Consider the following 24,472-nt stretch of genomic DNA (forward strand, 5'->3'; position numbering starts at 1 on the left):
CTCCTTATGAATTAATAAAATTATTAATTAAGTAATATAATAACAACTCATCTTACTTCCATTAAACAATAAGATGCTCCGCATTTCAATGTATTTATTTATCGACTAGGGAAAAGACCGCAACAGCTCCTCTACCCAGTTGTAGCATGCGGACAGCTCCTCGGCGCTCACTTGTTCCGATCGATGCTCGAACATGATTTTCACATTCGGATTGTGTTTGCCGATTATTCGCATATAATCCTCGATCGGTGCCCAGTCCTCGCTTGGATCTAAATGCGGCAAGACCGGATGCCGCGTTTGCTTGCGTTCACCGCTCTCCGTTATGCGCAATGTCGACAAATGAATCGTCTCCGCATAGCCGGCATACCGTTCAATAACGGCTCTGGCATTGAAGGAAAGGTCCATCCTCTCCTGTATGTACAGCCTCGCTGTGTCGAGACAAAGCTTGACGGTGTTGTACTTCACGAGCAATCGCTCCAAACAATTTGTTTCCATCACGTACCTATTCAGCGCATCCAGCTCCAACACCGGTGTAAACTCGTACTCCTGTCCTTTACGCGCCAGCCACTCGAACAGCACTTCGCTTCTCTCCTGAAACGGCTCGAATGGGTAGGCGGACTCGAATTCATATTCGCTGCGATCCGCAAAATGCCAACGTCCCCAATCCACCCGATCATCTAAGATAACGGGCTTGGGATAATGGAATAACACATAGCTGGGCTGAATCATCGTTGTCATCCAATCGAGCTCATGCTGAACCCGCGCGAAAGCTTGCCGCCTTACGGCTTCGTCCTTTGCAAGGAACAAGGCATCCCGTACATGCGAACTGCCTGCTCGCAGCGGGAAATGAACGCCGATCCGGAAATCGTCTTGTTTCGATTGGCGTTGTAGCCTTTCGATATCGGAATCCTTTTGAAATAGACAAGCCTCGATTCCGTAGAAGCCCTCTCTATAATCTCTCCGATATTTCGCTTCATCAAAGCCCCCATATTGCCCGATCAAGAAGTTGTGCCGCATCTTCTTCCCCTCTCCCACTTCTCCTTCGAACCCATGTCCGAACGTTCCGCTTTCTATTCTCATATACTATTCTATTAAACAAGCAAGTAGGTGATAAACATGGCTATCATTCCGTTTATTGTTGAAAATGAGGATAGAGTCTTTCAGACCTTTGACGTGCGTGTGTTTAACTACGGCACTGATCCTGTTAATTTGCAGCTTGAGGTGTCGTTTGCACTGAATTCGTCGGATGGCCCTTCCGCGCAGCAGCTTTACGTGCTTCGCACAGTTGAACTCGCAGGCGGTCAGCTGTTCACGTTTGCTAATATTTTTGCAGACTTCGACGTCATGACAGGCAAGCTGATAACTTGGGATTTAAGCGAAAATAATATTACGTTTAACGTTACTCCTGATTATCCTGTGTTTCCTCCTCCTTTCGGATAACCTTTGCGACACCGCTGTATAACTGTAGATGCCTAACACCTCCGGCCGCCTAAATTAATAGCATGTGGAGAAGTCACCTTACCAAGGGAGGCGGAACACATGCAGAGGAAACGAACCTTTAAGAGAGCAACTACCTGCAGGCGCGCACAAAAGCATGACCATGAATTCGAGGGCAGCACCAAATTGGCTGAAGAAGGCGACGATCGCCACAACCATCGATTCGCTGGCGTAACCGGCGAAGCGATTAAATCCGGAGACAGCCACGTGCATGAGATCGATTTGACGAGAACCGATTTCTTCGGCCATTTCCACAAGTTAAAGAAGATCACGACCGGCCCGGCAATTCCCGTCGGAAACGGCAAACATGTTCATTTTGTAATGGGAAAAACGACCTTGGCTGATGGTCACGTCCATCGATTCAACTTTGCCACCTTAATTAATGCGCCGCTCAAATAATGAAGATGTAGGCTGTCCAAGACGTCTGCCAAAGACGCCTGGGACAGCTTTTGTTATGCTCGCGGAGTTGCAGAACTGTGACAGAATGCTCGCGCCAGTCTATAATGGACACAATTGGGAATACATATGGCATACCTAAATAACGCTGATGAAGAGAGGCTTTTTCCGTGACGCAAACTCGTATTGGAACCATTACCGCAATCCATCGCTTTCCCGTTAAATCCTTGGGAGGAGAAGCGCTCCAAAGCAGCCGCATTGAGAGCTACGGCTTGTACGGGGATCGCTCGCACGCCTTCATCGATGAGACGAAGGAAGGCTGGGATCAATATTTCACGGCCAGAACCGCACCTGCCATGCTGCACTATAGAGCTGCATTGGCGGTTGGCGCGGAAGCAGCGGACCATTTTGCCGGGTTGCGAATTACGGCGCCGGATGGTCGGTCCCTGCAATGGGATGATGACTTGCTGCAAGAAATTCAACCGTTCTCTAAGCAAAAGCTGAGCCTGCTCGCACATACGCCGCAGTCGCTCGATCTGCTTGCGGTCGATGCCGCCAGCATCCTCATTATTACGGATTCCTCGCTTCGCAAGCTCGAAGCGATGTGGGGGAAACCGCTCGACCCGCTCCGTTTCCGGGCGAATCTGCTTGTGACCTTGGATGATAATGCGCCGGATGAATACGAATGGCTGAGCAGGAAGCTGTCGGTCGGAAGCGCGCAGCTGCAGGTGGATCTGTTCTGCGATCGCTGCTCGTTGATTACGATCGATCCCGAGACGCTTGAGCGCGATGCTTCCTTGCTGCGGACCGTGAATGAGCAGTTGAAGCTCCATTTCGGCGTCTATGCGTCGGTGAAGCAAACCGGGCAGGTGCAGGTCGGGGATGCGGTATATTTGGCGGCGGAGTAGGCGTCTACCTTCCGATGAACGTTAAAGGCAGCCCGTAGGAGAACTTTGTGGCTTGCGTATGACGCAGCGTCGTAGTCTATGATCGTTCTCAGTACGAGAGGAGGACATCCGTGGTGAGCAGCCATTTGTATCGCACAAGCGAATTCGCTAAGAAAGCATCTGTTTCTGTGAGAACGCTGCAGTTCTACGATAAGAAAGGCATCCTATCTCCTTCCGCTCATACGGAAGCGGGACATCGGCTGTATACGGACGAGGATCTGACGCAGCTGCAACAGGTTCTCGCGTTGAAGTTTCTTGGCTTCTCCTTGGACGAGATTAAAACCCTCAGGCAGCGGCAAGGACGGGCTGACGACGCCTCGTCTGCTTCGCTGACTCGCGCGCTTGCCGCGCAGAAGCAGATGATGTTGGAGCGCCGAGCTCAGCTTGACTCCGTTATCGCCGCGATTGAAGAGACAGAGAAGCTGGTTGCTGCCGGTGAGCCAAATGTGGAGGCGATCACTCATGTGATTAGGCTCATGCAGACGGAGCTGAAGCCGACATGGGTTCACGCCTATTTGACTCCGGAGGAGCTGCATACTGTGCAGGATATCGCTGCGAAGTCGTACTCGAAGGAGACGCTGCAGCGGCTGGTTAAGCAGCCTTTCGCGGAGGAGTCGTTCCACAGCTACAGGCAATTTAGGGCCGAGCTGGAACGGCTCGTCTCCGCCGGCGCGGATCCGACCGGCCCGGAGGCTGTCGCGTTGGCTCAGCAGTTGACGGCGCTGAACAATCGCCGTTCGCAGGGCGATCCCGCCATTGCGGCCGGGATGAAGCGGGCTTGGGCGGCGTTGAATGCCCTGCCCGCGGAACAGCAGCCGCAGCTGTACGCGCTCTCCGCCGAGGAGCAGGCTTTCATCAAGGAAGCCTGCATCGCGATGTACCGGAAGCCGTAGCATGCGGCCGTGCCTGCCACCGGCTCTGCCAAGCCGGCAAGAGCGGTAACCAGTACCTCTCTTGCACCTGCTTTCACTGAATTGGGCTCATGTGCGGTAACCAGCACCGCTCTTGCGACCTTTCGCTTCAAATTAAGCCCATGTGCGGTACCCTGTACCGTTCATGGGCTTATTTCCTCGTTCTTCGGCGCGCCGCCGGGCACCTTTTAGGCTACCTCTTCTTGCGCACTTACGACCCCGTCGACCGATAATGCCGTACGCCGACGCGCCATACGAGCAGGCAGGGCACGAGGAACAAGAACCCCGCCAGCGGTACCATCGCGTATAGCGGGTGATTGCCGCCTTCTCTGCCTAGAATGTACAGCAGCGGCAGGTAGTTTACGCAGCCGAATGGGATGACGAAGGTGAACAACCTCTTCACCCATTTGTGATAGATATTCAGCGGGTACTGCGTCATTTCGCGTCCGCCGTCCGTGAAGATATTGGCAATCTCCAGCCCCTGCACCGTCCAGAAGCTGATGGAAGCAGCGAGGATAAAGATGCCCGTGAAGATGACGATCCCGCTGACCACCATCAATACCAACGTGGTTACCTTCAGCGGCGTCCAGTCCACTTGGATATTGCCTGCAGCCCAGATTAACACGACACCGCTCAGCAGCAGCCGGCCAATTCGGGCGAACTCGAACCGAGAGCCGAATACTTGGATGACCGTGCCCCGGGGACGAACCAGCAAGCGGTCGAAATCTCCGCTCACGACCAGGCTGGAGAATGTATCAAATCCTCGGCCAAAACATTCCGTAAACGAGAAAGCCATCTGCGTCACAGCAAAACAAAGCACGACCTCATACAAATTCCACCCTTTGAGCTGGCCGAACTGCTCGAACATAAAGTACACCCCGGCGAACGTTGTAAACGGGGTTAGACATTGACCCAGCGTCAGCAGCAGGAAGGATACCCGGTACTGCATCTCCGATTTAAGGATGATTTTCATATATTTCAAATATAAGCTCATGACGCCTCCTCACCCTCCCTGCACAACGACGCGCCGAAGCGAGCGGTTCATCGTGAATTTGCCCAATGCGACTAACGCGATCAGCCAAGCCGCTTGCATGGCCAGCCCCTTCAGCGCATCCAGCTTCGCGATGTCACCCGTAAATACGCGGAATGGGAAATCTACCGTCCAATGGAAAGGCAGCAAATAGACAATCTCTTGCATCCACCCCGGCATAAGCGGAATCGGCACGATCATCCCCGCCAGAAAATCCCCGAAAACGCTAAAAATTAACAAGGAACCGCCCGGTGACATCGTAACAAACACCGATATGTAGATGAGCATCGAGATGGCAACAACCATTAACATACTTATAACCAAAACCGCAAGGAAGATCAGAAAGGTAAGCCAATCCGGAGGAAGCTCAAGCCGGTAAGGCCGAGGCAGGAAAACCGTGACTAGCAGAATAGGAGAACATCTTAACAGCGCGCTCGACAATCGTTGTGCAAGCAGCTTGGCGTACCAGAAGTTATAAATACTGCTGGGCCTGCACAATTCATAAGCAATGTTGCCGCTCTTGATGAGCGAGAACAGCTCGTTATCTCGCAGCCATAACATCACCAAAGCGAGAAAAGCTTGCCTCAGCCAGGTGTAGGTGATCACTTGGGACAGTGTCATAGGAGGTTCTTGCCCGGTGGAATGCGCGTAGAACGCTTCAAAAATCATAATAAACATAAACCCGAAGAAAAATTGCGTGCCGATTCCGGCCAATGCCGCCGCTCGATATTGCAGCCCGGTGCTGATTCGCAGCTTGAATACGGACATATACGCCCTCATCATAGCTGATACTCCTTGTACATCTGCACAATGATGTCTTCAATCGGCTGCGTTTCGATCGCCACATCCAGCAGCTCAACCTGTGCAGACAGCTGCGCGATCGCTTCCGAGATCATCACCTGCTCCGTATCTACGCTGAGGATCGCCCGCTCCGGCGTCCAAGACAGGAGCGATACGCCGGGTATGGCAATAGGGCGGCTGTTCTCATGATAATCGGCGGTTATCGTTCGTTTCGTGCCGAATCGGCTGCGAAGCCCCTGCACATTGCCATCATAGAGCAGTGTTCCTTTTCCGATCAGCAGAATCCGACTCGCCAGCGCTTCGATATCGTTCATATCATGCGTGGTCAGAATGACGGTAACGCCTTTCTCTTTGTTGATCGTCTTAATGAATTGGCGCACCGCAATCTTGGAGACAGCATCGAGCCCAATCGTCGGTTCATCCAAGAACAAGATGCTTGGGCTGTGCAGCAGCGAGGCGGCTATTTCACAGCGCATTCGCTGCCCCAAGCTGAGCTGTCGCACCGGTGTGTACAGAATGCTTCCCAGGTCCAGCGTTTCGGTGAGCAGCGTAAGTGTCTCGCGGTACTGTGCTTGCGGAACGTTGTAGATATCGCGCAGCAGATCAAATGACTCGATGACGGGGACATCCCACCACAACTGGGAGCGCTGTCCGAACACGACGCCGATGTTCTTCACGTACTTGACCCGATCCTCCCACGGGGTAAATCCCTTAATCACACAGGAACCTCGGTCAGGTACGAGAATGCCGCTCATGATCTTGATCGTAGTCGATTTTCCGGCACCGTTTGGCCCGATGTACCCGACGATTTCACCCGGAGGGATGTGGAACGAAATATTTTGCAGCGCTTCAACGGCCGTGTATTCCCGGTGGAATAACGATTTGAGCGCATGGCCAACACCTGATTGCCGCTTGGCGACCAGGAATGTCTTACTGATTCCTTCTACGGTTATCACGTACCGATACCTCCAGAAATTGAAGATTTTAGAAAAGCGACAGGGAGAAGATAGTATCACTACGTGGTTAAAATTGTCAACAGAATTATGTAAAAGCGTTGTCCATCAGCGCGAATTGGAGATGTGATAGAGGACATGCTCGCGTAACGGACTGCCGGCTTCCACTCTGGGATGATTGAATCGTTTAAGGAAATACATGCCGATTTTGACCATGACCTGACTGGAAGGTTTGTTGATATCCGCTGTAAAGCTGTAAACGTCACTGAATCCCAGCTGCCTAAATCCGAAATCCAGACAGGCTTTCGCCCCCTCGGTCGCATAGCCTTTGCCCCAAGCCTCCTTCTTCAGCCGCCATCCAATTTCAATACAGGGTGTAAAATCCGACTCAAATGTCGCAAGGTGGAAGCCAATAAATCCGATAAAGTCATTCGTTTCTTTCACTTCCGCGGCATATAACCCAAATCCGCACTCCGCAAACTCAGACAATATGGCGTTGTAGAACACCTTCGTTTCATCCGCCGATAAGGTTTTCGGAAAATACCTCATCACCTCTTCGTCCGCATTGAGCTCGGCAAATGGTTCTAAATCGGCCTCTTCCCAGTCGCGCAATCGCAGTCTCTCCGTCTCCAAATAAATCATCTCGCACCTCCGCAAGAAAGCCCGCTCGCAGCTGCGAACGGACTTCCAGTTCTCATTTGATCTTAAAGCACCGGCCGGTATGCCACGCCTGTCAGCGAGATCGGTCCGATCACGGACGCGCCGGCTTTCAATACGATCCGATTATTAGGCGGCAGCGGGTCCGCGTACTTCTGCTGATTTTATGGTTACTTCCGGTGCATCTTAAACTCCAGGAACAGCTCGTTGTAATGGGAGAGCATTTTTTTGCCCAAATTCTTGTAGACCTCTAGTTTGGCCGTAAGCTCCGGTTTCGGATAGAACCGCTCATCCGAGGAGATCTCCTCTGGCAGGAACTCCATGGCCTTCTCGTTTGGCGTCGAATAGCCGACATACTCCGCATTCTGCGCGGCATGCTCAGGGTCCAGCATGAAGTTAATAAACTGATGGGCGCCCTCGATATTCCTCGCCGTCTTCGGAATGACCATGTTATCGAACCACAGGTTCGAGCCTTCCTCCGGCACTACATAAGTGAGCTTCTCATTCTCGCCGATAATTTCCGACGCATCCCCGGACCACACGACACCAACCGCGGCTTCTTCATTGGCCAGCAGCAGTTTGATTTCGTCGCCCACGATAGCTTTCACATTCGGCGTCAGTTTCTCCAGCTTCGCTTTCGCTTCCTGCAGATGGTCCTCATTCGTATCGTTCAGTGAATAATGCAAACTGTTGAGCCCGAAGCCAATGACTTCACGCGCCCCGTCCACGAGCAGAATTTGATTGCGCAAGCTAGGGTCCCACAGATCATCCCAGCTCTTGAAATCCAGCCCCTTCATCAGCTCCGTGTTATACACAATCCCGACCGTTCCCCAGAAATACGGGATCGAATAGGCATTGTCCGGATCAAAGGAGAGATTCATGAAACGCGGGTTAATATACTTCAGATTCGGTAGCTTCGACTTGTCGATCGGCAGCAGCAGATCTTCTTCTTTCATTTTGCTGATGGCATATTCGGAGGGCACGCTGATATCGAAAGTTGTGCCGCCTTGTTCGATTTTGGTCATCATCGCTTCGTTGGAATCGAAGGTTTGATAGATGACTTTAATGCCGGTCTCCTCTTCAAAAGCAGCCACCAGATCCGGGTCGATATAATCGCCCCAGTTGTAGATCGTAAGCGTATTGTCGCCGGAGTAGCCCTGCGACGAATTGAGCGCCGAAGCGCCGTACATTAAGGCAAAAGCAAGCACAAGCACGATGAGCAGCATCCGAACGAGCGATTTCATTTGTTAGGAAGCCCCCAATCCGTGCGGCGGTCGCCGCGTCCCGAAACTTGCCCGCGGCGGTTGATGAAATAATAACCGACGACAAGCAGCATTGTGAAGACGAAGATAAGTGTCGACAGCGCATTGATAGACAGAGAAACGCCTTGTCGTGCTCTGGAATAGATCTCGACCGATAATGTCGTGAATCCGTTACCCGTGACGAAGAACGTGACGGCGAAATCGTCGAGCGAATACGTCAGGGCCATGAAGAACCCCGCGAAAATGCCGGACTTGATAAACGGCAGAACCACCTTTGACAGCACATCCCATTCGGTAGCGCCAAGGTCGCGAGCGGCATCAAGCAGCGAAGAGCTCATTTCATCCAGCTTCGGCAGCACCATGATAACGACGATCGGTACGCTGAATGCAATGTGGGAAATCAGCACCGAAGCAAAACCGAGCTTAATGCCGAGGATCGTAAACAGGATCAAGAAGGACGCCCCGATAATAACGTCAGGACTGACGATAAGCACATTGTTGAGCGACAGCAGCGCGTTCTGATTTTGCCGCTTCCGCAGCCGGTGAATGGCAATAGCACCAATTACTCCAAGAATCGTTGATATCACGGCGCTTAGCAGTGCAATGACCAGCGTATTAAGTAGGATGATTAGCAACCGCGTATCGGCGAACACTTCCTTGTACCAATCCAGCGTAAACCCATCAAACCCGTGCATCGTCCCCCCGCTGTTAAACGAGTAATAGGACAAGTAGAAGATCGGCGCATACAAGATGATGAAGATGAGCCAGAGATAGACATTCGAGAGCTTCAGTTTACGATTCATCGTTTGTCCTACCTCCTGCTTCTGTTGCGATTGCCGGTTAAGATCATAATGACCGCCATCGCAATAATGAGAAATACAGCAATTGTGGCACCCATGCCCCAATCCTGCGTTACGAGAAAATGCTGTTCAATGGCCGTACCGAGCGTTATGACCCGGTTGCCTGCGATAAGCCGCGTAATCATGAAGAGCGACAGTGCAGGTATAAACACAGCCTGGCAGCCGGATTTCACGCCGTTTAGCGTAAGCGGGAAGATAACCCGGCGGAAAGTCGTCCATGGCGATGCGCCAAGATCGCGTGCCGCATCCACGAGCGAGGGGTTCAGCTCCTCAAGCGCATTGAATACGGGCAGAATCATGAACGGAATGAAGATATAGACGGATACGAAAATAAAGCTGAAATCCGTAAACAAGATTTGCTGATTTCCGATGCCGATCAGCTCGAGGATCGCGTTGACGGCTCCATAGGTTCCGAACAAGCCGATAAATGCATAGGTCTTGAGCAGCAAATTGATCCAGCTGGGCAGAATGATCAGCAGCAGCCAAAGCTGTTTATGTTTGGTGCGGGTTAACAGATAGGCCGCCGGATAACCAATCAGCAAGGAGAAGAACGTAATTAAGAAAGCGTACCAGAACGAGCTGAACGTCATCTTCATATAGACCGGCGTGAAGAAATGCGCATAGTTGGTGAAAGTGAAGTTGCCTTCCACATCAAAGAGAGAGTCGTAGACGATGAGCACGATCGGCGCAACTACGAACAGCAGCATCCATAGCAAATACGGAATGAGGTACATATTGCGAGCACGTGACTGCGCTTGGATCGGTGCGTTTACTTGGGCATGCGCTGCGTTCCTCATGAGTAGGCTTCCAGTCTTCTATCGAATTCTTCCTCGGTCTCGTTGAAGCGCATGACGTGAATGGCTTCCGGGTCGAAGGTCAGCCCGATGGGCTCGCCAACCTCCGCTCTACGTGTCGAGTGAACAAGCCACTTGTTGCCTGCATCATCGATGCACTGAATTTCAAAGTGTACGCCGCGGAACAGCTGCGCCTCTACTTTCACGTTCAGCTTGCCATCCTCAGGACGTGTAATTTCCAAGTCCTCCGGACGGATGACGATGTCTACCGGTTCATTCCGCTGCAGCCCTTGATCGACGCAGACGAACGATTTTCCCGCAAACTCGACTAGGAAATCCTGTGTCATCTTGCCTGCTACAATGTTGGATTCCCCGATAAAATCAGCCACGAACCGGTTGATCGGCTCATCGTAGATGTCCATCGGCGTACCGCTTTGCTGGATTACCCCTTCGCTAAGCACGAAGATCTCGTCCGACATCGCGAGCGCTTCCTCTTGATCATGCGTAACGAAGATGAACGTAATGCCAAGGCGTCGCTGCAGATCGCGCAGCTCCACCTGCATTTCGGTACGAAGCTTAAGATCAAGCGCAGAGAGAGGCTCGTCCAACAAGATGATTTCGGGACGATTCACAATCGCTCGCGCGATGGCTACCCGCTGCCGCTGACCGCCTGACATCTCCGTAATTTCACGGTTCTCGTAGCCGACCAGATTGACGAAACGGAGCGCCTCAAGCACCTTCTCCTTGATTTCGGACTGTTTCATTTTCTTAATGCGCAGGCCAAATGCGATGTTCTCGAACACATTCAGATGCGGGAAAAGCGCGTAATCCTGGAAGACGGTGTTCACTTGGCGTTTGTTTGCAGGAATATGGTTGATGACTTTCCCGTTAAAATAAATCTTGCCTTTCGTAGGCTCCGTAAATCCGGCAATCAAACGCAGAATCGTCGTTTTACCGCAGCCCGAAGGACCGAGCAGCGTATAGAACTTGCCGCGCTCGATCTCAAAGCTGACGTCCTTCAGCACGGCGGGATCACCCTCGTACTGCTTGGTGACGCCTTGGAATGAAATGATGGCTTCGCTGGCAGGTTGTACATTCATCGTGGCGCTACCTCCTTCATGGATCATATCTTCTACTGGATAGTATAACCAATCGATACGATCACATGAAGTGGTTTTTATTCATTCAAATAAGTCGTAACCCGATTCTGTATCAGCTTGGCGACATCATCGGCGGATTTCTGCCCAGCGAAGAAAGCTTTGACTTCCTCGGCAATGATCTTCTGGACCGTCGTTTCATAGCCTATATTTCTTAGGCTGGCTTCGGACAGCATATCTCGGAGAGCCTGTAGATTCTCCTCTGTTGCTTCGACTTTAACATCGCCGCCTTTACCACCTAGGGCCTTATCAATACCATTTGCTTTGACATCTTCCAGCGCCTTTGCATTCACCGCTTTATTCATCGAGAATCCCGAAGCTCCCGGCAGTTTCGGATAAGATTGCATCTCTTCGGACAGCAGAAACTTCATAAACTCCCAAGCATCCCTCTTCACCTCTGAATTGGCGTTCATGGCGATTTGATTCGTCACGAGAAAAGATATGCCCGATTTTTGATCCGCGGCATGCGGCTTTTGATAAACCTTTCCGTCCTTAAAATAAAGACCAAGCCGTAAGAGATAATCGCTTGGGGAAGTCATTAAGGAATAGTATAAGTAGCTTTTTGTATATTCCACCGCATCGCCGCTTAGCTCCTTCTCATTGTACATCTCCTTCACATCTGTCAGTAATTCGGTGAAGAAGGGGGAATCGAACGATGCCTTGCCATTTGCTCCATCGATCAATCGGTTATAGTTATCGGACACGAGATTATTGAGCATCGCCTGAGGCGGCAAAAAATTCATGGAATAGGTATGTCTGTTCTTGTCTGCCACCTGCTTACTGATCTCTGCGAACCGGCTCCACGTCCAGTTCTTATCATCAATCGTAATGCCGGCTTTCTCCATCCCGACCGCATCTCCGTACAAAGCTTCCAAGTAAAATTCAACCGGCATAATATAGAGGCCGCCATTCATTTTGGAACCATCTATGATGTTCATCTGGTATTGCTGCTGATCGAAGCCGGCATCCCGCTTCATCCAATCGTCCATGTTTTCGAACGCGCCTTTATTCACGTACTTATCGATGGGCAATTCGACCGTCGTAAACGCGAATAAATCCGCTCCCTTGCCGGACAATACCTCGGTCGTCGTTGATTTGATATATTTCTCCACGTCCGGACCACTTATCATTGCGCTTTTAGGAGCAAATTCTTTAAGTTCAATCGTCGTATTCGGATGCAGTGCTTCATATTTCTCTTTCGCCTGCTTGTAGATGTCGGTAGCGGCAAGCATCGATACGACAATGGTTTTCGGTTTATCGTCTAGCGGCTCCAGACCCTGTGGGGCAGCGTCAGCTTCAGCCCCCGCTGGAGTGCTTGATTCATTGCTTTTATTTTTTTGCTGTTCTTGTGGATCCGATTGCGATGAATTCCCCGTAGCCCTGTCATTGCTATTGTTATTGCTATTTCCATTACATGCCGATAAGTAAATCAACATGAAACAGCTCACCATTAACATCAGTGCTTTTTTCATTTTTCATTTCCTTCTTTCTGATAGGATGATCATGATTTCGTCATTACCCGGACCCGTACTCCATCAGCAACGGGCTCGCTGCTTTCCAGGATAATCGGCGCGTCCGGGAAAATCCCTTGTAGCACGACCGTTTCGAATTCGTTCGAATCGCCGATTTCGATCATGGCCTTGCGGACATGGCTTGTATTGCCGAGAGGGCCTTTTTGCTCCTCGATGACGTAAACGTAAGCTTCGGAGCCTTCCTTATGAATGGCGCTGCTCGGAATCAGGATTCCGCCCGTATCGGCTGAAGCAAATTCAAGGTCAAGACGCGCTTGTTCGCCTCCACGCAGCGATTCATGTTTCACGGAAACGACGAGAATCAGCTGGGACTCCTTGGTTTCAATGCCCGCTACAATGCCAACCATCGCTTCCGCGTTATCCGTTGGACCGACCTGGATGTCCAGCTTCTGACCAATCTTCAATCTGTCGCTTATATCGGCGGGTATCTGTACCTGCATTTGATAACCCAGACTGGAGGAAGCCATTTGAATATCGGGACCGGCGCTGGCGGAAATCATTCCATCCACGGCACCTACTTTCGTCACGATACCGTCGAAGGGAGCTTTCAGCTCGCGATTGCCGGACAATTCCGCCTTCATGCTGTCCAGCGTTCGCTGCTGAACATCCATCGTAAGACGTGCACTCTGGAGATCCCGCTTTGCGCTGCGGATCTGGATCGCATCGCCGCTAGATACGGCCGTAACGTAATGTTCCTGTAAACCTTGAATGGACAATTGCTGCTGCTCCATCTGCGATTTAGCGTCTAAATAACGGTTCTCGGCTTCGCGGCTTTCGTAAACGATCAGCGTCTGTCCCTTCTTAACGGCTTGTCCTGCTTTGACCTTGACGTTCCTTATGGTCCAACCCGCCTTGTTCGATAACGAAGCTTCCATGACCGGCTCCAAATTACCGCTTCCGGTATAGCTCCGAACGAACTCCCCTTGTCGTCCGACCGTTGTCCACACCTTCGTTAACGTCATCATTTGCAGCGTATTGCTGAAGAGGGTAAGCACGATTAATGCGCCGACAAACAAGGCGGCAAGCAATCGAACCTTTTTCTTCCTGCCCGTATTCACTTGCTCGGTATCTTGCCTTTCCACTTGGTGTATCCTCCTACCCTTTAATGCCGGACATCTGAACGCCCTCGATAAAATAAGATTCCGCATTCATAAATAACAGCACCATCGGCAACATATAGAAGACCGACGCCGCGAAGCCTACGCCTCTCGCCTCTTGCTGAACAACGGAGAGATACACCGACAGCGGCTGCTTGAAATCGTCTTCCAGAAAAATAAGCGGTTGCTCAACCATGTTCCAATAATCAACAAACAAAAGAACGATGAGCGCCGCGAAGCCCGGTTTGATAAGCGGAACGATGATTTGACAAAAGATGCGCAAATGGCCGGCTCCATCCATATTGGCAGCTTCCACATAAGCACTCGGGATCGACAGCATGAACTGCCTTAGCATGAACACGCCGAATGCTCCGAAGATGCCGGGCAGAATAATGGCACTTGCGCTGTTCAGAAGACCTAGCTTATCGGCAATGATATAGTTCGGTACAAGCGTCACTTGAAACGGCATCAACATGGCCATGAGGTAAACGAAGAACAGCCTGTCCCTCCCCCGAAAGCGGAGTTTCGCAAAGGCATAGGCCGCAAGTGCGCCCACGATAACCTGTCCTGCAATAATGAGCGAGACCATATAAACCGAGTTCCAGAATAGGTTTAAATAAATCGGCGTCGCGATCAGCACTTTCCCGTACTGTTCGAACGAAACCCAATCGGGTATGAGCTTCAAATTAACGAATGCGTCCTTACCGCCTGTTGCCGCATCCGTCATTGTCCCGATCAAATCATAGTTGGAGCCGATTTCATCCTCCGTCATGAGCGAATTGGTGAACGATACGATAATCGGCAGCAGCATCAGGATCGCGACCAACGCTAGCGGAAGCGTGATTACGCCCCTGGAAATAGAAGCTTTGAGTTTCATTGTTTCTCCCCATCAGTCCAAGAAATGAGTAAAGCGGCGCTCCAAGGCGAACATTCCCGATACCAGTACAAGCAGGCAAACCACCATCAATGCAGCGGCGGACGTCAGCTTCTGAATATCGAGAGACAAAAACATGTTGTTCATGTAATGCTGCAGCATATAAATGCTGTCGTGCGGATAATCGCCCGCGATCAGATAGGTTTCCCTGAAGATCCGAAACGAGCTGATAAGCCCCATCAAGATGACGAAAAACATAGTTGGCGTTAAATAGATAAGCGTAATGCGGCTAAACTTATGGATAGCGCCTGCTCCTTCAAGCTCAGCGGTCTCATAATAATCCCGAGGGATACTCTGCAGGCCGGCCAAAAACAAGATGATATTGTACCCGATGTTTTTCCAAGCATAGACGACGGAGATCACGCCTCTGGCCCACTCCGACTTCATCCAATCGATTCGGGACATGCCCCATCCATGCAGCCAGCTATTCACCGCTCCGTTCCAGTCGAACAGAACTTGCCAAATCAGGACTACGGATGCGACAGGCACGACAAGCGGCAGGACGTATGCCGTTCTGAGCCAATTGCGGAAGTAGATGCTTTGATTCAACAGCAACGCCAGCAACAACGATATAGCGATCGTGATGGGAACGCTAACCGCAGTAAACAGAAACGTGTTTTTGGCTGCTTTCAAGAAAGAATCGCTTGCCAGCAGCTCCTTATAATTAGCGAGACCGACGAATGAACCGCCAGTCGTTCGATCCCTAAAAGAGTAATAAAAGCCCATCATAAAAGGAATCAAGTAAAAGACCATAAATCCCAGTGCACTGGGGGCAAGAAACCAGATGGCAACAAAGCTGTGCCGCCTCATGACTTTACGAAACATGGCCGTAATCTCTCCTCCGCCCATTAACGCAGACTTTCGATTACGCCATTAGCAATGGCAGTCGATACTTGCTCTTGAAATGACTCGGTCTTCATTCTCGTTTCTTCGTTCTTATTCGAAATGTAGCCGAGCTCTAGCAGAACAGCCGGCTTCGCGTTCTCGCGAATCACGTGGTAATCGCCGAACTGTATGCCTCTATCCTTCGTATGCATGTCCTTTTTGAATAACTGGTCATGAATGGTCTGGGCGATTTTCCGATCTTGCGGCTTGTTGTAGTAAGTTGTCATCCCGTGCACATCGCTGGTCTGAAAAGCGTCGAAGTGAATGCTAATGAACAAGTCCGCATTCTGCGCATCCGCGACCTCGGTTCTCCCTTTCAGCGAGATCGTCGAATCGGCATCGCGCGTCATGACAACAGTCGCGCCTTGCTGGATTAATTTCTGTCTCACATTTAACGCCGTAAGGAGCGTAACATCTTTCTCGTACGTTCCCGTGCCGCCAATGGAACCGACATCCTTGCCGCCATGGCCGGGATCGAGAACGATCGTTTTTCCTTTCAAAGGCAAATTTGAAACGTTACTTGTCTGAGTGGTCTTTGGTTTACCAGCACCAGCACCACTCGATTTCGATTTCGTTGCTCCTTCTGATTTAATTTGGAAGAAACTTGTAGACAAGATGACTCCGACAACGGCTATGACTGCATATTTAGTGGTTGTTTTCATGATTAGATCGTACTTGAAGGCGATAAAGACAGAATGGAGCAGAAATAAAGATGAAATAAAGATTGATGGCGAACAAAAAACCGCTTGTCAGAGAGGCGGCGAGCACCTTCTTGATAAGCGGTTAAGATAGAACGACTACCGATTCTTATTCAAGCTGAAGTAAAACATAACGCCGTCCTTCGTATTGCGCGCGCCATATTCGACCCCGTGCAGCTCCAAAATATTTTTGGAGATGGCGAGTCCAAGCCCGGTGCCGCCATCGGCTCGCTGCCTTGACGTATCTCCCCGGTAGAAGCGATCCCAGACTTTATCCAGCTGATCCTCCGGAATATGAGCGCCTTTATTTTCGACGCAGACGACGATTCGATTCGTCTCCTCGATTGTAGAGACAATGATTTCATGCTTCTCCGGCGTGTAGCGGATCGCGTTCGTCATGAAATTCGTGATCACTTGCTCGATCCGATGCTGATTGGCTACAACTAGCGAGGGAACCAGCCGAATGCTTAGCCGCAATTGTTTTGCCGCCATCCCCGGCGCTAATTGGTCGCAGATCGATTCGATCGACCTATCGATAGAGAATACATCTTGCAGCATCTTATAGGTGCCGGACTCGTACTTCGCCAGCTCAAGCATATCTACGATGAGATGGTCCATCTTGTCGACTTCGTTCTCCATCGCTTCGAAGTAATGATCCTTTTTGTGCGAGGCCACGCCGTCCTTAAGAATCGATATACAGCTCTTCATGACGCTGAGCGGCGTCTTTAGCTCGTGGGAAACGCCTGAGATAAACTCTTTCCTCGTGTTCTCCAGCTGTTTCTCTCTCTCGATGTCTTCTTGCAGCTTCCCGATGTAAGAATGAAGCGTAGCGGATAATTGATTGATGTTACGCGACAGGTCGCCTATTTCATCCTTTGATCGAACAGGAATCGTTTCCGAGAAATCCAGATTTGCGATTTTCTTGGTCGTCTGATTGATGCGCAGCAATGGCCTGGCGATTTTCATGGAAAAGTACAGCGACGCAATCAAAATAAGCACAATCACGAACGCGATGATGTAGACATAGTAGTCCTTCATCATTTGAACGGCCTCGTCTACCGGCTGCAGCGATGCCATGGCGAAGATATAGTTTGTCGTACCGTTGTCGTAATGAACCGGCTGGATGAACAGCTTGTACTTCACGTTATTTTGCTCGTAATCCTGGATGAGAAGCAAATCCTCGAGCTGCAAGTCATCGAATAGCAGCTTCGCTTGGAAGGCATTGATTTGTTCCAGGAAGAGCTTATTGGAATAGATAAAGTCCGACGAGCCTCCGCCTTTCGGAAACCGTACGTCCGTGACGACGCCGAATAGATTCACGAAAGACGATTGATCCGAGGCCATCGGCTTCCTTTTTTCTTCAAACTTATATCTCTCGCCGCTCCCGAATACTTTGCGCTTGAATGGCTCGTTGGCATACAACACTTCCCCGGACGGATGCTGCAGCACAATCGGCGTGAGCACGGAATGACTCTTTATTCCCGTAATCATCAGTTGGACTCCGGTTGTAATCAACGCTTGTCCCGAAGCGGCTTCCTCCATGCTGATGAGCTGATAGAGAGGGACTTTAATGCGCTCCTTCTCCTCCTCTTTCGTCAAAGCCTTGAGCATTCTGACTTCCAGATAGAAGTCGTTTACATGCTTTAAGTTACCGTCGTGATCCAGGCTTGTAATCGTGACATTGTTCGTCCTGTAAAAATCTTGCTCCAGCGATTGGATGGCAAGCGAATTTCCTCGCGCATCGATATAGGACGTCTTGAAAGCCGCTAATTTCGCTTGCAAGTCGCTCACTTTCCGGTTTGCGTAATATTCTTTGAAAAATATCGTTTGCCCGATATAGATGACAGCTAAGATAAGCATGCACAAGGTTGTCGTCAGGATGAACAATTTCAATACAATTCCGGTTCTCATGCCCCAGCCTCGAACTTATAGCCTGTGCGTACAATCGTCACAATCGTGGATGCCTTATCCCCGAGCTTCGTGCGCAAATTGCGGATATGCGTATTCACTGTACGATCGTCCCCAACATACTCATAACCCCATATTTTTGTAATCAGCTGCTCGCGCGTAATGACAATCCCCTGATTTTGCATGAGGTAGGCGAGGATTTCAAACTCGGTATGCGTGAAATTGACTCTTGCATCGTGGATCGTAACGGTTCGCGACGGAAAATGGACCTTAATACCATTTATCGTCAAGGAGTCCTCCGACTGCGCCGACTTGCCGATCTTGCTGCGGCTTTCAAGCAGACGCTTCGCTCTTGCGAGCAAGACGGGCGGGCTGTACGGTTTTGTCACATAGTCGTCGGCGCCGAGCTCGAATCCAAGCAGCGTGTCATCCTCATCGACCCGGGCAGTCAGCATAATAATCGGGACGTCGGATTGCTTGCGAATCCTGCGGCAAACCGACCACCCATCTAGTTCAGGCAGCATAATGTCGAGCACGACGAGATCCACTTCATGCTCCTGAAACGACTTCAGCGCAGCCTTCCCGTCGGCTGCCTCAAGCACCTTATAGCCTTCGTTTAGAAAGTAATCTTTGCTGATCTCGCGCAATATGTCCTCATCTTCGACGATCAATATGGTTTTCATTTCCGGCTCCCGTTTCGCGATATTCTAGGATCAGTTTAACGGTAATCAATGAAGAACAGATGCAGATGATGTAAAGATGAGATGAATTTCATGCATACAAAAAAACCACATGGAGGAAACATACACTTCCATGTGGTCTTACTATTCCCAATAATTGGCGTTTTAGCTTCGGGCGAGCAGTGTTTTATATACTTTAATCATGCTCATATGCATGCCTTCATGATAGAGATTCAGGCTTAGAAACTCTTCCGGCGATGAAAGTGTGATCCCCATCGAAGTCGTATAGGGCTGCGGGACCTTCTCCTCCAAACGATGCGAGATGGCCTCCTGGATGCGTTCCACCTGGCTGCCAAGCAGCTGCTTCAATGCATCAAGCGTAGGCAGCGCATCTCCTTCCGCCCAATTAAGCGGCGAAGTGCCGAATTCGAACCATTCTTTAAACCCGTCAGGCCGCTGAAGCGGAAGCTCCAGGTATTGAAAAGCAAACCGTTCCTGCACAACGAAGATATGTCCCAGCTGCCAGCGAATCGAATTACGGAATCCGTCCGGTATCCGGTCTGCCGACTCCTCCGTAACACCTTCCAATAGCTTCAATGTCTGATTTCGCACAAATTCGAGCTGCGTGAATAAGAACTGATCCATGGTCGCTTCACTCCAATCGATTGGCTATGTGTTCCACTATAACATGTTCTCTGACATGGAGGGCAGGGAAATAACCGCGTGAAGGCGAATTATTCGGCCTACTACCATTTCTCGGCAAAGGGCGGTTCACTCATGCTAAGCACAGCTTTCCTACTCGTACTGGGCTCCGGATTTCTGCACTCCGTATGGAATTTATGTACGAAACGCAGCCTCGATAAAAATGCATTTCTCTGGTTATGCCAGCTCGTTGGACTTGTGCTGATGGTGCCCTGGGCGATAACACTATGGAATGGCTCGCACCTAAGCGCCAATGGGTGGTGGATCATTGCGGCAGCCGTTGCCCTTCACGGTTTATATACCATCTTGCTGGCATTAGCTTATTCTGTCGGTGACTTGTCCCAAGTGTATCCCATCATGCGAGGAACCAGCCCCTTGCTGGTCCCGCTGATCGGCGTCACTTTGCTTAACGAACAGCTGACCTTGGCTGGGTATCTGGGCGTAGTGTGCATCGTGATCGGAATTGTTGCGCTCAGCAACATCAAATTGGGCGGCGCGGGCACTTCGATGCGCGCGCCACTGCTCGCTCTGGCAGTCGGGCTCTGCATCGCCAGCTATATCGTTGTAGATAAACTCGCGCTCGGTTACGTGCCTGCCATCGTACTGAACACGTTGACAACGGCAGGCAATCTGCTCGCATTGACCCCAGCCGTTATCCGATCTAAGGGCATGAAACGAGAGCTCCGCCTGAATGGCAAAATCATGCTGCTATGCGGAGTTATCGCACCCGGCGGTTATTTGATTTTCCTCTATGCGCTGTCGCTCGGCCCTGTCTCGCTGCTAGCGCCAATGCGCGAAATCGGCACCGTGTTCGGCACGCTGATGGGCATTCTGATCCTCCACGAGAAACAGGGCAAGCAGCGGATCTGGTCTTCCGTGTTGATCACTTGCGGTGTTATCGTGCTCGGCCTGTGGGGCTAAGATTACCTCGGGTCGATTAAATCAGAACTGCTGCGCGTCCGGCTCAAGCTGCTGAATTCTCTGCATATAGGCGATTACCCTGCGATCCCGTGCGTGAGGGTAATCGTAGCCCAGCTTCTCTCCGAGCGCGGTTGCAAGCTTGCGGAACAAATCCGTCATCGCGAAGAGCGCCCGCCAATTGTCCTCCCGGCTCGCACCTGCATAAGTTTGTTCCAGCTCGGACCATGTCTGCTCGTCCAAATAACGCTTGAACCATCGCCCATGCTTCCCCGGATTCACATTCCAATCCTGGTTCGCCCCGATATGCCATTCGATTATCGGCATGAACATTTCGAATCGGATGACACTGTCCAGCATGTACTTGGCATAGAACAACTCATCTCGCCACAAGCTCTTCGCCACATACGTGATATCCCACCAAAATGCGTTCACCCGCGAATGATAGTCTTCACGGGAAGGTTTATCGGTTATAAAACCGGTATGCTGGGGCTGCTTCATGCTAGTTGTCAGGCCGTCTTTATCAAGCAGTATACGGTAGCCGATATCGAGTTCTTCCGGCAGCAGCGGCATGCTCATAATCTCCAGCAATTGCTCTACGAGGTATACTTGAAAATCGATCCGTACGCCATCCTCGAATAGCACCAGCCGCGTAATCGAGCGCTCATGATCTTCCCGATAATCCGTCATGATCCCGCCGAACTGCGTAATCCACGCATCACTCCCGCGAAACGGAGTAACGTCCGTGACCACCAGCTCAATGTCATAGTCCGACAGCAGATCGAACGGCGCATTCGGGTTCGCGCGCGAGCTCGTCATCATAACGGCCCGAATCATGCTGTGTTTCTGCGACCACTCCACCAGCTTGCCGAGGATTTCCTCCATATTGCGCATAGGTTGCAAACTCCTTATCGTTTCGTTGTTGTATTCGTGATGCCAAAAGGCACATGCACGGAAGGCACGCTGCGCGCGACACCTTCGATATGGCCTACCTGATCGTCGAAGAAGATATGGGGCTTGAAGATACCCAGCACCCGTCCTTTATCGATACCGCCTAGAAAGAAAGCCTCATCGACGCGAATGTCCTGCTTCCGCAGCGTCGTGATGACCCGTTCATGCGCCGGCGCATTGCGGGCGGTCGCTATGGCGACACGGATCTTCGGCTTATAGGCCGGATTAAGCAGCTTCTTCTCGCTTTCGCGTTTCTGCAGCTTGGCAATTTCGCCGAAGAAACGGAAGAGCGGCCCACCCGGCAGCGGCTCGCCTGCTTTGCTCTTCTCATGATCGTGAAACGAATGCAGCGCGCCGCCCCGCTGAAATACGGTCTCCGCCGAGTCATCGGCGATGATACCGTCAAAGTCGAAGGCGATCCGCAGCTCTTCATCTTCATCATCGTCCACGTAATCGGTCGGATAGATGCAGCCAGCAGGGTAGCCGTGCTCGACGGCTTCTTTCACATCCTCCGGGTTTCCGGAGAGGAAGAGCGACGCGTTGAAGGCTTCCATGTACAAGAACGGATTGTTCCCTGTAACGAAGACGGCCCGGCTAATCGGCAGCTGATAATGCTCGATCGACTTGAATACGCGAAGTCCGGTATCGGGATCATTGCGCGAGAGAAGCACCACTTCCACGAGCTGTTCTTCGTCGGAAGCATGGATGCGCAGCAATCGTTTGATCAGCGGAAAGGCGACGCCTGTCGCTAAGATATTGTTCTCGTTCTCGCGCTGGAACTTGCGGTACTCGTCCTCTCCTCGTTCGCGGAAGACGCGATCCGATTCTTCGAGGTCGAATAAGGCGCTGGAGGCAACGGCGATGACGAATTTATTTTCGATGGGATAGGGCATGGGGTGGGACCTCCTTATTCCTTATTGGCCGTAACGGTGTCCCCTCCATCTTACCAAGCCGGCCGAATATCCGTACAGCGCAATATAACATTGTATCCCAGCGCGCCTGATGTTTATAATTAGTCCATTGAAGATATAGAGAAGAAAGGACGGATCAGCCATGTGGAGTGAGCTGTGGAGATTGTTTATTTCGTTCGGCAGAGCGACGATGCTGGGCTATGGAGGCGGACCGTCCATCATCCCGCTGTACGAGAACGAGGTTGTGAGCCGTATGAAATGGATGACGACAGAGGACTTCGGCCATGCGCTTGCGTTCGGCAACTCCTTGCCGGGGCCGATTGCGACGAAGCTAGCCGCTTATATCGGGTTCAAAGTAGCCGGCTGGGCCGGCGCTACGGTTGCCCTCGCTGCCGTTGTGCTGCCAACGGCTTTGCTGATGATCGTGCTCGTCGGCGTCATGTCGAAGCTGCAAAATAACACGATCATCAAAGGGATGATCCGCGGCATCCAGCCCGTCATCTTCGTCATGATGGCAATGCTGGCGTATGATTTTGCCAAATATGCGATGAAAACGACACCCGGCGTAATTACGTTTATCCCTTTTCTGCTCGCAGTTGCTTTCTTCATCATGGTGTACTATTTGAACCTGAATGCGGTTTGGGGCATCATTGGCGCGCTTGCGATCGGGGCGTTGTTCTTGCGGGGCTAGTATGGTATTGAACTAATGAACATCCCGGGCTGTGGGCGGCTCAGGGATGTTTTTCCGTATATAGGCAGGATGATCAATCCAAATGCCTCTCATCCTCATAAGCTAGTACGACTACATCTACTAGAATGGAGCTGAATGTGATGCAAGCCAAGAGCCCAAGCAATGTGAAAGCCATTGATGTATCGCATCATCAAGGCGTCATCGATTGGAAGAAGATACGGGCGACCGGGGTACTAGCCGCTTTCATAAAGGCGTCCGAAGGGACTTCGTTTCAAGACGATAAATTCTCAACGAATGCTACTGCAGCTGCTGCAGCCGGCATCAAGACCGGATTTTACCACTACGTGCATCCCGAGTCGAATGACGCCAAATCGGAGGCGGCTCATTTTGCCAATACGATCAAAGGTTTCAAATCCGATTTTCCTCATGTGCTCGACGTGGAAGGAGATGCGGGCCAAGTGCCCATTTCCAAGCTTACGCAGTGGTGCGTGGACTGGTTGACAGAAGTTAACCGGCTGACAGGCCATCCAACCATGCTCTACACCGGGGCGAGCTTCGCCAAAACCAATCTGACTCAGCCGCTTGGCCAATGGCCGCTGTGGGTCGCTCACTACGACGTGGACCAACCGATGGATAACCCGACATGGAGCGAATGGGCCGTATTCCAATATTCCGATGATGGCAGTGTCGATGGAATCGGCGGCAACGTCGTGGACTTGGATGCGATGGAGCAGGCATTTTATAACCTCTACGCCAATCCGGGCCAGCCTCAGCCGCAAAGTCCGGAAGATACGATCAAAATCGTGGTGAACGATAAATTAGCTGCTTACGGCCGCATTGTCGATAGCAGTACCTATATGCCGCTGCGGCAGCTCGGAGAGTCGCTTGGCGTACCGGTTTATTGGGATTCCGAAACCTCAACCCCTTACGTGAATGGAAAGCCGGTCACGAACTACCTGCTGTTCGACAACAGAACGTACATCGCCGTCCGCTCATCAGCCGAGCTGCTTGGTGCCAAAGTTTCGTGGGATGGTGTGAACAAGAAGGTTTACATCTATAAGTAACCGGTGGCGGTGCGCTGGCGGTGCGCTGGCGGTGCGCTGGCGGCGCGCTAACGAACCGTACGGGTCTTATTCGGGGCAAAAACAGCCCTAAATTATTCTAACGAACCGTGGAGACGCTATTTTGGGAATTTCACACTAAATAGGGCATATAAACACGGAATAAGACCTGTGAGGTTCGTTAGAATTTCTAGAGCAGCTTTTTTGCTGTAATAGCGCCTGTAGGGTTCGTTAAAATT

At 51.1% G+C, this 24,472-nt stretch carries 26 protein-coding genes; 7 read left to right on the forward strand and 19 right to left on the reverse strand.

Translation table 11 applies throughout. The features are described 5' to 3' along the window. Window positions 1-105 precede the first annotated feature (105 nt). Window positions 106-1,017: a sugar phosphate isomerase/epimerase gene (locus AC50Y3_RS22160; RefSeq protein ID WP_494820893.1), complete on the reverse strand. Its 912-nt coding sequence runs from the start codon at window positions 1,015-1,017 to the stop codon at window positions 106-108. Between the two features lie 99 nt (window positions 1,018-1,116). Between AC50Y3_RS22160 and AC50Y3_RS22165 the strand changes: the two genes are divergently transcribed. The 4 genes from AC50Y3_RS22165 (at window position 1,117) to AC50Y3_RS22180 (ending at window position 3,733) form a co-directional block, all read left to right on the forward strand. After that, on the forward strand, window positions 1,117-1,440 hold the full coding sequence (locus AC50Y3_RS22165) for a hypothetical protein (protein WP_494820894.1): 324 nt from the start codon (window positions 1,117-1,119) through the stop codon (window positions 1,438-1,440). A gap of 99 nt (window positions 1,441-1,539) precedes the next feature. After that, the gene (locus AC50Y3_RS22170) at window positions 1,540-1,896 is read left to right on the forward strand and encodes a YmaF family protein (RefSeq protein WP_494820895.1); all 357 of its coding nucleotides are present in this window, start codon (window positions 1,540-1,542) and stop codon (window positions 1,894-1,896) included. 167 nt (window positions 1,897-2,063) lie between these two features. Continuing rightward, window positions 2,064-2,801, forward strand: coding sequence for an MOSC domain-containing protein (locus AC50Y3_RS22175; RefSeq protein ID WP_494820896.1), 738 nt, complete (start codon window positions 2,064-2,066; stop codon window positions 2,799-2,801). Window positions 2,802-2,914: 113 nt separating this feature from the next. Beyond that, window positions 2,915-3,733, forward strand: a complete 819-nt coding sequence (locus AC50Y3_RS22180; protein WP_494820897.1) for a MerR family transcriptional regulator — start codon at window positions 2,915-2,917, stop codon at window positions 3,731-3,733. A 229-nt stretch (window positions 3,734-3,962) separates the two neighbouring features. Here AC50Y3_RS22180 and AC50Y3_RS22185 read toward each other — a convergent pair whose 3' ends face one another. From AC50Y3_RS22185 to AC50Y3_RS22260, 16 genes are all read right to left on the reverse strand, one after another. Then, on the reverse strand, window positions 3,963-4,745 hold the full coding sequence (locus tag AC50Y3_RS22185) for an ABC transporter permease (protein ID WP_494820898.1): 783 nt from the start codon (window positions 4,743-4,745) through the stop codon (window positions 3,963-3,965). A 9-nt stretch (window positions 4,746-4,754) separates the two neighbouring features. Then, window positions 4,755-5,564: an ABC transporter permease gene (locus AC50Y3_RS22190; protein ID WP_494820899.1), complete on the reverse strand. Its 810-nt coding sequence runs from the start codon at window positions 5,562-5,564 to the stop codon at window positions 4,755-4,757. Then, window positions 5,561-6,538, reverse strand: a complete 978-nt coding sequence (locus tag AC50Y3_RS22195) for an ABC transporter ATP-binding protein (protein ID WP_494820900.1) — start codon at window positions 6,536-6,538, stop codon at window positions 5,561-5,563. Before AC50Y3_RS22195 ends, AC50Y3_RS22190 begins: the two co-directional genes overlap by 4 nt. A gap of 105 nt (window positions 6,539-6,643) precedes the next feature. After that, window positions 6,644-7,177, reverse strand: a complete 534-nt coding sequence (locus tag AC50Y3_RS22200) for a GNAT family N-acetyltransferase (protein WP_494820901.1) — start codon at window positions 7,175-7,177, stop codon at window positions 6,644-6,646. 185 nt (window positions 7,178-7,362) lie between these two features. Continuing rightward, on the reverse strand, window positions 7,363-8,436 hold the full coding sequence (locus tag AC50Y3_RS22205; protein WP_494820902.1) for an ABC transporter substrate-binding protein: 1,074 nt from the start codon (window positions 8,434-8,436) through the stop codon (window positions 7,363-7,365). Next, window positions 8,433-9,257: an ABC transporter permease gene (locus tag AC50Y3_RS22210; protein WP_494820903.1), complete on the reverse strand. Its 825-nt coding sequence runs from the start codon at window positions 9,255-9,257 to the stop codon at window positions 8,433-8,435. The genes AC50Y3_RS22205 and AC50Y3_RS22210 overlap by 4 nt, the downstream gene beginning before the upstream one ends. Window positions 9,258-9,265: 8 nt before the next feature. Further along, window positions 9,266-10,111: an ABC transporter permease gene (locus AC50Y3_RS22215; protein ID WP_494820904.1), complete on the reverse strand. Its 846-nt coding sequence runs from the start codon at window positions 10,109-10,111 to the stop codon at window positions 9,266-9,268. Next, window positions 10,108-11,208 carry an ABC transporter ATP-binding protein gene (locus tag AC50Y3_RS22220; protein WP_494820905.1) on the reverse strand — a complete coding sequence of 367 codons (1,101 nt, stop codon included), beginning with the start codon at window positions 11,206-11,208 and terminating at the stop codon, window positions 10,108-10,110. The genes AC50Y3_RS22215 and AC50Y3_RS22220 overlap by 4 nt, the downstream gene beginning before the upstream one ends. A gap of 77 nt (window positions 11,209-11,285) precedes the next feature. Further along, window positions 11,286-12,737: an ABC transporter substrate-binding protein gene (locus tag AC50Y3_RS22225; protein WP_494820906.1), complete on the reverse strand. Its 1,452-nt coding sequence runs from the start codon at window positions 12,735-12,737 to the stop codon at window positions 11,286-11,288. Between the two features lie 29 nt (window positions 12,738-12,766). Beyond that, window positions 12,767-13,879, reverse strand: a complete 1,113-nt coding sequence (locus tag AC50Y3_RS22230; RefSeq protein ID WP_494820907.1) for an efflux RND transporter periplasmic adaptor subunit — start codon at window positions 13,877-13,879, stop codon at window positions 12,767-12,769. 13 nt (window positions 13,880-13,892) lie between these two features. Continuing rightward, window positions 13,893-14,771 (reverse strand): carbohydrate ABC transporter permease, encoded by an 879-nt coding sequence (locus AC50Y3_RS22235; RefSeq protein ID WP_494820908.1) that lies wholly within the window; start codon window positions 14,769-14,771, stop codon window positions 13,893-13,895. A gap of 12 nt (window positions 14,772-14,783) precedes the next feature. Beyond that, on the reverse strand, window positions 14,784-15,653 hold the full coding sequence (locus AC50Y3_RS22240) for a carbohydrate ABC transporter permease (RefSeq protein WP_494820909.1): 870 nt from the start codon (window positions 15,651-15,653) through the stop codon (window positions 14,784-14,786). Between the two features lie 23 nt (window positions 15,654-15,676). Continuing rightward, on the reverse strand, window positions 15,677-16,375 hold the full coding sequence (locus AC50Y3_RS22245) for an N-acetylmuramoyl-L-alanine amidase family protein (RefSeq protein WP_494820910.1): 699 nt from the start codon (window positions 16,373-16,375) through the stop codon (window positions 15,677-15,679). 135 nt (window positions 16,376-16,510) lie between these two features. Continuing rightward, complete coding sequence (locus AC50Y3_RS22250; RefSeq protein ID WP_494820911.1) at window positions 16,511-18,322, reverse strand: sensor histidine kinase; 1,812 nt, start codon at window positions 18,320-18,322, stop codon at window positions 16,511-16,513. Beyond that, window positions 18,319-19,002 (reverse strand): response regulator transcription factor, encoded by a 684-nt coding sequence (locus AC50Y3_RS22255; RefSeq protein ID WP_494820912.1) that lies wholly within the window; start codon window positions 19,000-19,002, stop codon window positions 18,319-18,321. The genes AC50Y3_RS22250 and AC50Y3_RS22255 overlap by 4 nt, the downstream gene beginning before the upstream one ends. Window positions 19,003-19,164: 162 nt before the next feature. Continuing rightward, entirely contained in the window at window positions 19,165-19,644 is a 480-nt protein-coding gene (locus AC50Y3_RS22260; protein ID WP_494820913.1) for a DinB family protein, read from the reverse strand. Between the two features lie 78 nt (window positions 19,645-19,722). On the opposite strand from AC50Y3_RS22260, the gene AC50Y3_RS22265 reads away from it, so the two are divergent. Then, window positions 19,723-20,622, forward strand: coding sequence for a DMT family transporter (locus AC50Y3_RS22265; protein WP_494820914.1), 900 nt, complete (start codon window positions 19,723-19,725; stop codon window positions 20,620-20,622). A gap of 21 nt (window positions 20,623-20,643) precedes the next feature. Here the strand turns inward: AC50Y3_RS22265 and AC50Y3_RS22270 are convergent, their stop codons facing one another. Further along, entirely contained in the window at window positions 20,644-21,513 is an 870-nt protein-coding gene (locus AC50Y3_RS22270) for an aminoglycoside 6-adenylyltransferase (RefSeq protein WP_494820915.1), read from the reverse strand. A gap of 14 nt (window positions 21,514-21,527) precedes the next feature. After that, window positions 21,528-22,463, reverse strand: a complete 936-nt coding sequence (locus AC50Y3_RS22275) for a 5'-nucleotidase (RefSeq protein ID WP_494820916.1) — start codon at window positions 22,461-22,463, stop codon at window positions 21,528-21,530. 160 nt (window positions 22,464-22,623) lie between these two features. Here AC50Y3_RS22275 and AC50Y3_RS22280 point away from each other — a divergent pair, with 160 nt between their 5' ends. Both AC50Y3_RS22280 and AC50Y3_RS22285 read left to right on the forward strand, forming a co-directional pair. Further along, on the forward strand, window positions 22,624-23,172 hold the full coding sequence (locus AC50Y3_RS22280) for a chromate transporter (protein ID WP_494820917.1): 549 nt from the start codon (window positions 22,624-22,626) through the stop codon (window positions 23,170-23,172). A gap of 140 nt (window positions 23,173-23,312) precedes the next feature. Next, window positions 23,313-24,236, forward strand: coding sequence for a GH25 family lysozyme (locus AC50Y3_RS22285; protein ID WP_494820918.1), 924 nt, complete (start codon window positions 23,313-23,315; stop codon window positions 24,234-24,236). Window positions 24,237-24,472: the final 236 nt, after the last annotated feature.

Source organism: Paenibacillus sp. J22R98, assembly GCF_059383835.1.

Bases quoted from the DNA above. Each gene is read 5' to 3' on its own strand.
- AC50Y3_RS22160 (WP_494820893.1), bottom strand. From the start codon at position 1,017: ATGCGGCACAACTTCTTGATCGGGCAATATGGGGGCTTTGATGAAGCG.
- AC50Y3_RS22165 (WP_494820894.1), top strand. From the start codon at position 1,117: ATGGCTATCATTCCGTTTATTGTTGAAAATGAGGATAGAGTCTTTCAG.
- AC50Y3_RS22170 (WP_494820895.1), top strand. From the start codon at position 1,540: ATGCAGAGGAAACGAACCTTTAAGAGAGCAACTACCTGCAGGCGCGCA.
- AC50Y3_RS22185 (WP_494820898.1), bottom strand. From the start codon at position 4,745: ATGAGCTTATATTTGAAATATATGAAAATCATCCTTAAATCGGAGATG.
- AC50Y3_RS22190 (WP_494820899.1), bottom strand. From the start codon at position 5,564: ATGATGAGGGCGTATATGTCCGTATTCAAGCTGCGAATCAGCACCGGG.
- AC50Y3_RS22200 (WP_494820901.1), bottom strand. From the start codon at position 7,177: ATGATTTATTTGGAGACGGAGAGACTGCGATTGCGCGACTGGGAAGAG.
- AC50Y3_RS22205 (WP_494820902.1), bottom strand. From the start codon at position 8,436: ATGAAATCGCTCGTTCGGATGCTGCTCATCGTGCTTGTGCTTGCTTTT.
- AC50Y3_RS22210 (WP_494820903.1), bottom strand. From the start codon at position 9,257: ATGAATCGTAAACTGAAGCTCTCGAATGTCTATCTCTGGCTCATCTTC.
- AC50Y3_RS22215 (WP_494820904.1), bottom strand. From the start codon at position 10,111: ATGAGGAACGCAGCGCATGCCCAAGTAAACGCACCGATCCAAGCGCAG.
- AC50Y3_RS22220 (WP_494820905.1), bottom strand. From the start codon at position 11,208: ATGAATGTACAACCTGCCAGCGAAGCCATCATTTCATTCCAAGGCGTC.
- AC50Y3_RS22225 (WP_494820906.1), bottom strand. From the start codon at position 12,737: ATGAAAAAAGCACTGATGTTAATGGTGAGCTGTTTCATGTTGATTTAC.
- AC50Y3_RS22235 (WP_494820908.1), bottom strand. From the start codon at position 14,771: ATGAAACTCAAAGCTTCTATTTCCAGGGGCGTAATCACGCTTCCGCTA.
- AC50Y3_RS22240 (WP_494820909.1), bottom strand. From the start codon at position 15,653: ATGTTTCGTAAAGTCATGAGGCGGCACAGCTTTGTTGCCATCTGGTTT.
- AC50Y3_RS22245 (WP_494820910.1), bottom strand. From the start codon at position 16,375: ATGAAAACAACCACTAAATATGCAGTCATAGCCGTTGTCGGAGTCATC.
- AC50Y3_RS22250 (WP_494820911.1), bottom strand. From the start codon at position 18,322: ATGAGAACCGGAATTGTATTGAAATTGTTCATCCTGACGACAACCTTG.
- AC50Y3_RS22255 (WP_494820912.1), bottom strand. From the start codon at position 19,002: ATGAAAACCATATTGATCGTCGAAGATGAGGACATATTGCGCGAGATC.
- AC50Y3_RS22260 (WP_494820913.1), bottom strand. From the start codon at position 19,644: ATGGATCAGTTCTTATTCACGCAGCTCGAATTTGTGCGAAATCAGACA.
- AC50Y3_RS22270 (WP_494820915.1), bottom strand. From the start codon at position 21,513: ATGCGCAATATGGAGGAAATCCTCGGCAAGCTGGTGGAGTGGTCGCAG.
- AC50Y3_RS22275 (WP_494820916.1), bottom strand. From the start codon at position 22,463: ATGCCCTATCCCATCGAAAATAAATTCGTCATCGCCGTTGCCTCCAGC.
- AC50Y3_RS22280 (WP_494820917.1), top strand. From the start codon at position 22,624: ATGTGGAGTGAGCTGTGGAGATTGTTTATTTCGTTCGGCAGAGCGACG.
- AC50Y3_RS22285 (WP_494820918.1), top strand. From the start codon at position 23,313: ATGCAAGCCAAGAGCCCAAGCAATGTGAAAGCCATTGATGTATCGCAT.